General features: G+C 70.1%; 5 protein-coding genes and 1 pseudogene. 2 read left to right on the top strand and 4 right to left on the bottom strand.

The window, feature by feature from the left end:
- Positions 1-134: 134 nt before the first annotated feature.
- Entirely contained in the window at positions 135-2084 is a 1950-nt protein-coding gene (locus ACFV3R_RS27950) for a cellulase family glycosylhydrolase (protein ID WP_385588885.1), read from the bottom strand.
- A gap of 334 nt (positions 2085-2418) precedes the next feature.
- On the opposite strand from ACFV3R_RS27950, the gene ACFV3R_RS27945 reads away from it, so the two are divergent.
- Both ACFV3R_RS27945 and ACFV3R_RS27940 read left to right on the top strand, forming a co-directional pair.
- A complete protein-coding gene (locus tag ACFV3R_RS27945) occupies positions 2419-3207 on the top strand; it encodes a carbohydrate ABC transporter permease (RefSeq protein ID WP_385588883.1) in 789 nt (262 codons plus the stop codon).
- 77 nt (positions 3208-3284) lie between these two features.
- Positions 3285-4382, top strand: a complete 1098-nt coding sequence (locus tag ACFV3R_RS27940) for a LacI family DNA-binding transcriptional regulator (protein WP_385588881.1) — start codon at positions 3285-3287, stop codon at positions 4380-4382.
- A gap of 180 nt (positions 4383-4562) precedes the next feature.
- Here ACFV3R_RS27940 and ACFV3R_RS27935 read toward each other — a convergent pair.
- From ACFV3R_RS27935 to ACFV3R_RS27925, 3 genes and pseudogenes are all read right to left on the bottom strand, one after another.
- Positions 4563-5351, bottom strand: a pseudogene (locus ACFV3R_RS27935) (SGNH/GDSL hydrolase family protein); the annotation flags it as partial.
- Positions 5352-5463: 112 nt separating this feature from the next.
- Positions 5464-7815: a ricin-type beta-trefoil lectin domain protein gene (locus ACFV3R_RS27930; RefSeq protein WP_385588879.1), complete on the bottom strand. Its 2352-nt coding sequence runs from the start codon at positions 7813-7815 to the stop codon at positions 5464-5466.
- Between the two features lie 481 nt (positions 7816-8296).
- The gene (locus ACFV3R_RS27925; protein ID WP_385588877.1) at positions 8297-8500 is read right to left on the bottom strand and encodes a CsbD family protein; all 204 of its coding nucleotides are present in this window, start codon (positions 8498-8500) and stop codon (positions 8297-8299) included.
- Positions 8501-8579 lie beyond the last annotated feature (79 nt).

The raw sequence follows: 8579 nt of genomic DNA, 5'->3' as shown, positions 1-8579 counted from the left end.
GCACCCGGCAGCCGCCTGCTGCAGCCCACGCGTCCCCGGCGGCCTCTGGACCGCGGCGTTGCCGTCACCGACGGCACCGAACTCCCTGACGTCGTGGGGTGTTTCCCTTCGGGCGGTGAGGACGGGGGTACGGCTCAGGCCGTGGTGAGTTGCAGGACGCGGACCCCGAACGGCGGCAGGGCCACCTCGCCCAGCGGCTCGCCCTGCTCGTCGCGGAGGGCCAACCCGTCGGCGAGTACCGGCTTCGCGGTCACCGCACTGTCGTGCTGGCTGGTGAACCAGATGAAGCGCCGGCCGTCCGCGTGGCGCAACTCGCCGACGAGGACCTCCGGGTCGGCGACGGTGACGTCCTGGCGGATGCCGGCGTCACGGGCGAGGGCGGCGTACAGCAGGTGGGTGGGCTCGGGGTTGACGAAGGAGGAGGCCGCGGCCATGTGCTCGACGGGGTAGGTGCACAGGACGATCGAGCCGGTGCCGACACGGCGGCGCAGCAGCGCGGGCCTGCCGTGCCCGTCCGTGGCCAGCACTTCGGCGCCGTCGGGCGCCACGGGCAGGAACGAACGGGAGTTGGCGGTTCCCGCGGCCCGGAAGTCGAGACGGGTGCCGGCCGGCAGTCCCCCCAGGTCCTGGGTGAGGGTGAGCGTCACGGTGTCGTCCTCGATGGGGTGGACCAGTCCGTAGCGCAGGGTGTGCCGGACGCCGAAGAGCCGGTCGACGCCCGCGTACCAGGGGCCGCGCTGGTTGTCGTGGGTGCCGGCGCAGAAGGAGACGTAACAGGTCGCTCCTCCCTCCGCCAGTTCCTCCAGCCGGTTCCAGGTGGGCGCGGTGAGCTGCTTGACGGACGGGGCGAGGTAGAGCGCGCAGCCCTCGGGGAGGCCGTCCTTCTCACGGGCGAGGCCGACGGGCAGATCCGCCTCGCGTGCTGCGACGTACCCCTGCCGGACGGTCTCGAACACCAGCTGCGCGTCGTCCGGCACGGTGAAGGGGTACTGCTCCTCGAGGTAGGAGGACACGATGAGGGCGACGTCGGTGTCGGGGCGGCGGCACCGGGGCAGGTCGATACGTTCCAGTACGCGGCCGAAGTCGCGCAGCTCGCGCAGCGGTGCCTTGGGGCGGCCGGTGTTGTCGGTGACGCCGAAGTGCAGTTCGAAGGGGTGGTGCCGGTAGGGGTCCTGGCCGGCCAGGTGGTCGTAGTCGGTGTTGTTCCAGGCGATCCAGCCGGTGGCCCCCGCGAGCAGGGTGTTGTGCAGTACCTGCCGGTAGTAGTGGGCGGCGTTCTCCTCGGAGACGAAGTCGGTGGTGACGCCGAACTCCTCGAGGACGACCGGCTTTCCGGTGAAGTCCAGCAGTTCGCAGATGTACGCCGCGTTGAGGTGCTGACGGATCTGGTCGGTCTCCATCCGGTAGACGTGCGGCCCCATGAAGTCCACCATCGGGGCGATCTCCCGGATGCGGAAGCCGTTGTCGTGCCCGGTGACCTCCACACCCCACGCACCGTCACCGAGGGAGACGGGCTGGGTGGCGCCGCCGGCCCGCAGGGAGTCGACGACGATCTGCGCCCAGGAGGAGACGTGGGTGTGGTCGGTGGTGCCGTTGCCCCGGCCGACCGGGTCGCCGTAGATGGGCATCTCGTTGGAGACGAGCCACCCCGCGACGGCCTCGTGGGGGGCGAAGCGGCGGGCGAGTTCGCGCGCCATCCACGCCTGCCTGGCCACCATCCACACGTCGCCGTACAGGTCGCGGCCCTGCCGCCAGGCGGGGTCCCAGTTCTCGCCCGACATGTGGCCCACCACGAAGGTGGGGATCGTGCGCATGCCGGCCTGCGCGTGCCGGTCGAGGAAGTCCTCGAACCGGTCGAGCATGGTCGCGTCCAGCGCGTCCGGGGTGGGCATCAGGTCGGGCCAGTAGAAGAAGCTCCGGGTCAGGTTGAGGCCGTGGTCGGCCAGCACCCGGAGTTCCTGGTCGATGACCGAGGGGTCGTAGGAGCGCCACATCAGCGGCCCTCCCGTCCTGGACCAGAAGTTGACTCCCAGCCAGGGGGCCTGCTTGCCCGTGGGGTCGATCGACTTGAGGTTGCGCCGCATGACGTGATCGTTCCTTTCCGGCCGTGGCGGCCGATGCGTACGCGGCCGTCGTCGGCTCTCGCGCGGCCACAGGTATACCGTTCCACTCGTAGGCGAACAAGGCCTGCAGACGGGAGAGTTGTTGCGTTGAAATGCAATGGAAAGAAGGTGTCGACGGCCCCAACAGCTCTCGCTGAGCTGCGTGAAACCGTTCCACTCATGGTTTCGACGCGACGATCGGGAGGATTCCGGAGGGGAAGCGAACCCCCCGGCCGCCGCGCCCTCCGCACCCCGGCACCCGGGCGGGCGGCGCCCGCACGGCCTCGGCCGCCTGCTCGCCGGGCTGAGCCACACCGTGGTCTGGCTCTACGCCCCGGTACTGGTGCTGCCGCTGTACTACCTGCTGATCTCCTCGTTCAAGACCACCACCGCGGTCTTCGACTCCCCTCTCACGCCACCGGCACACCCCCAGTGGCACTACTTCGGCGACGCGCTGCGCTATGCCCGGCTCGATCTGGTACTGGTGAACTCCGTCCTGGTCACCGATGTGGCGCTCGTCCTGACGCTGCTCCTCGCCGTGCCGGCCTCCTTCGCTCTCCCCCGCGGGCACGGCCGCACCGCGCAGGTCCTGGAGCGTCTCTTCCCACTCGGCTTCCTCGTCCCCACCTTCGCCGCGCTGGTGCCGACCTTCCTGATGGCCGCCTGCACCGGCCTCTTCCACACCCGTACCTTGGTGATGCTCCTGCTGCCCGCAGGGGCCATGCCGCTGTCGGTGGTGGTACTGACCCAGTTCATGCGCACCACCCCGGCGGAGCTGGCGGAGAGCGCCCGGGTGGACGGCGCCGGGACGCTGACGGTGCTGTGCCGGATCTTCGTACCGCTCTGCATGCCGGGCATCGCGACGATCCTGCTGCACTTCCTCAACTTCTGGAACGAGTACCTCTACTCCCTCGTCATCATCGGCCCCGACACCAGCCGGCGGACCATCCAGGTCGCCCTGCCGACTTTGCAGAGCAACCAGGCCACCGAGTACGGGGTGCTCATGGCGGGCACGGCCCTCACCCTCGTCCCGGTCTATATCGTGTACGTACTGCTCCAGCGCCGGATGGAGGAGGCACTGATCAGCGGTGCGATCAAGATGTGACGGCGGACGTGGTCACGCGCCACCGGACCGTGCCGGACGGCGGACAGCGGGGAAGAGACGAACCGGAGGCCTCCAGCATGACGACCGAACGGGACAGCGTTCCGGCCACGCCGACGCGTGCCCGCCCGGCGCAGCCCACGATCCTCGATGTCGCGGCGCTCGCCGGGGTGTCGAAGTCCGCGGTCTCCAAGGTCTTCAACAACCGCCCGGGCATCTCGGAACCGACCAGGGAACGGATCCTCGACGCGGCACGCAAGCTCGGCTGGTCGCCGAGCGCGTCCGCCACCGCACTGCGCGGTGAACGCACCCGCACCGTGGGCCTGGTCGTCTCCCGCGCCCCGGACCTGCTGACCACCGACCCCTACTTCTCCGAGCTGATCGCCGGCATGGAGCAGGAGCTGGGCCCGCTCGGGTACGGGCTGCAACTGCACCTCATCGGGGCGGACACCCACCACGAACAGCAGCTCTACGAACGGCTCGCGCGGGAACGCCGGGTCGACGCCTTCGTCCTCACCGAGAGCCGTATCGGCGACACCCGTCCCGGCCTGCTGCACCGGCTGCACATGCCGGGGCTGCTGGTGGGCAGGGCGTGGAACGACCGGTCCCCGGCGGCCGGACCGGTCGAGAGCCTGCACGTGGAAGGCCAGATGGAGGCCGTCACCGCAGCCGTGGAGCATCTTCTCGGGCTGGGGCACCGGTCGATCGCGTCGGTGGCGGGGCCGGAGGACCGGGTCCACAACGTGCTGCGGCGCAGGGCCCTGGAGGAGGCGCTGGCCGGGCACGGTCTGCGACCGCATGCCGTGCTCGCCGGCGAGTTCGGCAACGCGGAGGCGGCCCGGGCGACGACCCGTCTCTTCGAGGGCACCCGGCGGCCGACCGCCGTCCTGTACGCCAACGACGCGATGGCGCTGACCGGTATGGGCACCCTGGCCCGGTTGGGGCTGCGGGTCCCCGACGACGTCTCCGTCATCGGGTACGACGACCTGCCGATCGGTGTCTGGATGCACCCGCGGCTCACCACGATCAGCCAGGACGTACAGCTCATCGGCCGGGCCACCGCCCTGCGGCTGCTGACCATGCTGGGCGAACGGGTGGCGCCCTCTATGGACGTGCCGCCTCCGCATCTCGTCGTCAGGGAGTCGACCGGCCCCGCCCCGGACGGGACGGGCTCCTGAGCGGGCCCCTGCTGCCGGCCACCGCACCGCCCCGCACGGGAACCGTGCGCCCGGGACGAGAACCCGTCCACCATCGGCTGCGACGGCGCGTGCCGGCTCCCGTCCCGGGCGACCTGCGGCGCGGCGTGCCGCAGGTCGCAGGTGTCAAGCGCCCTGGGCGGACCAGTGCTGGTCGGCGCCACCGGCGTCGGCCGAGCGCACCGGTCCGCCGGCGACGGCGGTCGGTGGGGTGATCCACCCGGCGGCGTCGGCTGCCTGGATGCCGGCGTTGAAGGCGTCGGCCATCTTGCTGTAGCCGTTGTCGTTGGGGTGCAGGGCGTCGGACAGGTCGGCGGTGGTCAGGGCGCTCATGTCCACCAGGCGCACGTGTTCGCCCGCAGCCTGTTTGGCCTGGACGATGCCGGGGAGCTTTGCGTTGAACGCCGGTCTGCTGGCTTCCTCGGTGGCGCTCGTGGAGACGATCAGGGTGCCGACCAGGACCGTCGCGTCCGGGGCGGCACGGGTGATCTGGTCGATGAGCGCGCTGAGCCGGTCGGTTGCCGTGGGGACCTGGTAGTTGCCGTTGAGGTCGTTGGTGCCGATCTCCAGTGTGATGACGTTGGGGCGGTAACGCGCCAGGACGGAGTCGGCGATGCCGGCGATCTGGTCGATGCGCCAGCCGGAGTGGCCTTCGTTGTCGGGGTCGGACATCGTGCCGTTGCGGCCGGAGCCGACGAAGTCCAGGCTGTGCCCCTCGGCGGCCAGTTCGTTCCACAGGAAGCCGCGGTAGCTGTTGCCGGACGGGCTGCCGACGCCCCAGGTGATGGAGTTGCCCAACGGCATCAGGCGCAGCGCGGCGGGTGCGGCGGCTCGGGCCCTGCCGTGGTCGGCGGCTTGGGCCCGGCCGCTGTCGGCCGCCGCCGGCAGGACGACCCCGATGCTGAGGGCGGCAGCCAGCACCGTGGCGAGACGTGCGAAGGAGTGCCTCATGAAACGTGCCTCTCCTGTGCGGGGAAGGTGCGGAGGAAGGTGGTGTGCATGCCGGCCAGGTGCGCCGAAGGCACGGGAGTACCGCTCTTCAGCGTCTTGGCGACGGCGGGTCTCACTGTCCGGCGGGAAGATTCCACTTCTGGTTGGCGCCGTTGTTGCAGTCCCAGATCTCGAGTGGTACGCCGTTGGTGGTGTCCAGGTCGGGGATGTCCAGGCAGCGGCCGGAGGCGGGGTTGACCAGGGTGCCGTTGTTCACGGTCCACCGCTGGTTGCCGTTCCCGTTGCAGGTCCACAGGTCCACCGGACTGCCGTTGGCGGTCGCGCCCCCGACCACGTCCAGGCACAGGCCGCCGGTGGTCACCGAGCCGTTGCCCCGGGTCCACTGCTGGGCCGGGGAGTCGTTGCAGTCCCAGATGTCGACGACGGCACCGGCGGTCGTCGAGGCGCGGTAGTCGTCCAGGCACTTGGCCGTGTTCAGGGCAGAGCTGATCCTGCCGGTCACCGGGCCGCCACCGCTTCCGCTCCCCGGGGTGACGGAGAGGTTGTCGAACTGGTCGGTGCGGTACCCCTGGATACCCAGACCCGCCTGCCCGGACTGGAAGGAGGTGTCGGTGACCGAACCGACCTGCTTCCCGTCGACCTCGGCGCTGATCCGGCTGTCCTGGAAGGTGAAGGACAGTTCGTGCCAGGTACCGGTGCCCAGGGCGGCGGTGGTACCGGTGGCCAGGGTGTGGTTCGAGCCGTCGGTGTACATCTTCTCGATCCACCACTGTCCGGTGTCGCGGATACGGAAGTAGTAGGCGTTCATGTGTGACTGCGGGCGCAACTGCGTGTTGGCGCGTCCCAGCAGCTCCGTCGTCCCCGCGCTGCGCAGCAGGACGTCCGCGCTGACGGTGTAGTTCGACCAGGCCGGGTCGCCGATCAGCGAGTAGGAGTCGGAGTCGTCCTGCCACTCGATGGGCTTGACGGGTGCCATCTGCTGCACGCACCTGCCGGCCCGGCCGGTGCAGGGCCGGACCTCGAAGGAGCCCTGCATGTCGGAGAGGTACCTCGCCTGGGTTCCCTCGGCTTCGTCGTCGAAGGTGTCGGAGTAGGGCAGGGGCAGTCCGTGTGCGGCCGGTGCGGTGGCGGTGCCCTTGCCGCCGCCGGCGACGGTGGTGACCGTGTAGACGTAGCCGGGCTGCATGGTCAACGAGTAGGAACCGCCGGCCGGGGTGATGTCCTGGGTGTGGACGAAGGACGTCGAGGAGCTGGGGTGGTTGACGTCGGTGGCCCACACGTGGACGGTGCCGGCCGACAGCCCGCCCTGGACGTGGAAGTCGGCGGTCTGCGGCGCGTCGGAAGTGGTGGTCTCCAGGACGGTCGAGTAGGCGGGACCCGTGTCCGACCTCATCGTCACGTAGGTGCCGTTGGACTCCGAACCGCCCAGGTAACCCGATGCCGAGTCGACGAACTTCCACCCCGGCCGGGTGAACTGGGTGACCTGGGCGGTGGCCCAGGTGCTCGCACCGATGGTGTAGTTGCCCGACCAGGGCGACCCGGCGGTGGCGAGGCCCACGGTGTCGTACGGCAGGTTGGGGTAGAGCGCGGCGATCAGCGGCCAGTTGAAGTAACTGGTCATCCTGGCGTCGGTGTAGCCGCGGGTGATGGCCCGGATCAGTGCGGGGGCCCCGGTGTCCATGTCCTGGGAGCCGTTCTCACTGTCCCACAGCGGCTTGCCGTTGTTCTTCGCCGTGGTGGTGCTGGAGCAGGTGTGGGCGTTGCCGCCGTCGCCGCCCTCGCACGAGTAGTGCGCGCCGATGACGGAGACGGCGTCGTTGAAGGCCGGGTCCTTGGCCATGTCGTCGGCCACGCCCCACCCGGAGTCGTCCGCCACGAGCTTCACCCCGGAGTAACCGGCGCTGTCCAGGGCCGTGCGCAGCCGGACGAACCAACCGGCGTCGTGTCCGCGTTCGTTCCACCCGCCGAGGTAACTGATGGTCAGGCCGTGCTGCTTGGCGCAGCCGAGCCAGGAGATCAGGTAGTCGATGGTGTCGTCGGACCAGAAGCCCCCGTTGATCCACCCGGGGGCGGCCCACGCCAGCCCGTACAGGCCGATTTCCGGGTTCCGGGCCTTGGCCTGCTCCGCGAGCCAGAACTCGTAGCCGGCGTCGCAGTCGACCACACCGCGGGAGTGCTCGATCGACGGCTCGGAACCGTCGGTGGAGTTGGCGTCACCGCCGATCTCCAGCTTCAGCAACTGGAGGTTCGCGCCGTAGCCCGGTGTGAAGAGGTAGTCCAGGATCTGCTCCTGCTGGGCGGCCGGGTAGTCCGTCAGCAGCCGGGAGTTGCCACCGCCTCCACTGATGGCCCCGATGCCGTCGAAGGTACGACCGCCCTGCGTCCCGTCCACAGTGATCGTCGTGGTGGCCGCCCGGGCCGGAGCGGCGTGGAACGTGATCAGTGCGACGAGCAGTGCGAGCACCCATAACGGGGCAAGTCTTCGCGTCCTGGCCACAGCGGTAGCCCTTCACTCGAATCGGACGCCGCTCAGTGTGTTGTCATGTTCACACCTGCGTCAACAGTCGGGGCGGCAGAACAGAACCCAACACGCCACAACTCGCCATATGGCATGTGCGCCCGACTCGGGCAGAACGCAGGAGGACCCCGCCGTCACCGCCGCCATGAGGACGGACACAGGTCACCGACGACGAAGGTTCAGGGCATCACAGGAGTGGGCGCGACAAGCCCGCAACGGAGGACCTGGCCGCAGGCCGGTGAGGAGAAAGCGGAGGCGCCGGCGGACGCGGCCTGTCCGAGGCGAGCTGCCCTGCGGGGGGATGCGGTTTCGTACGGGCGCGACCCGCGCAGGGAGGCGTCAGCGCCGGCAGACGGCGCGGCCCGGCGACTGCCCTGCGCGCAGGAGCGGAGGTGGCAGGCCGGGCCGCGAGGTGGTGCGGGAGGCGTCAGGTCTCGTCGGTGCGGTCGCGGTCCGTCAGGGCTTCCTTGGCACCCTTGCCCTGGCCCTTGACCTCGTCCACCGCGTCCTTTGCCTTGCCCTTGGCCTGGTCGGCGCGGCCCTCGCCCTTCATCCGGCTGTCGCCGGTGGCCTTGCCGGCCATCTCCTTGCCCTTGCCCTTGAGCTTGTCCATGGCGCCCTTGTCAGCCATACCGGCCTCCTCACATCGCATCCGGCGGGACGGTGAACACTCGCAGTGCCCGCCCGATGTCCGGAGTACCCCGCACCAC

The sequence above is a fragment of the Streptomyces sp. NPDC059740 genome (assembly GCF_042733155.1).
Taxonomy (GTDB): Bacteria; Actinomycetota; Actinomycetes; order Streptomycetales; family Streptomycetaceae; genus Streptomyces.
This window is presented reverse-complemented; position numbering and strand designations above follow the sequence as displayed.

Excerpts from the sequence above, each read along its gene's own strand:
- ACFV3R_RS27950 (WP_385588885.1), bottom strand. The coding sequence starts at position 2,084 with ATGCGGCGCAACCTCAAGTCGATCGACCCCACGGGCAAGCAGGCCCCC.
- ACFV3R_RS27940 (WP_385588881.1), top strand. The coding sequence starts at position 3,285 with ATGACGACCGAACGGGACAGCGTTCCGGCCACGCCGACGCGTGCCCGC.
- ACFV3R_RS27925 (WP_385588877.1), bottom strand. The coding sequence starts at position 8,500 with ATGGCTGACAAGGGCGCCATGGACAAGCTCAAGGGCAAGGGCAAGGAG.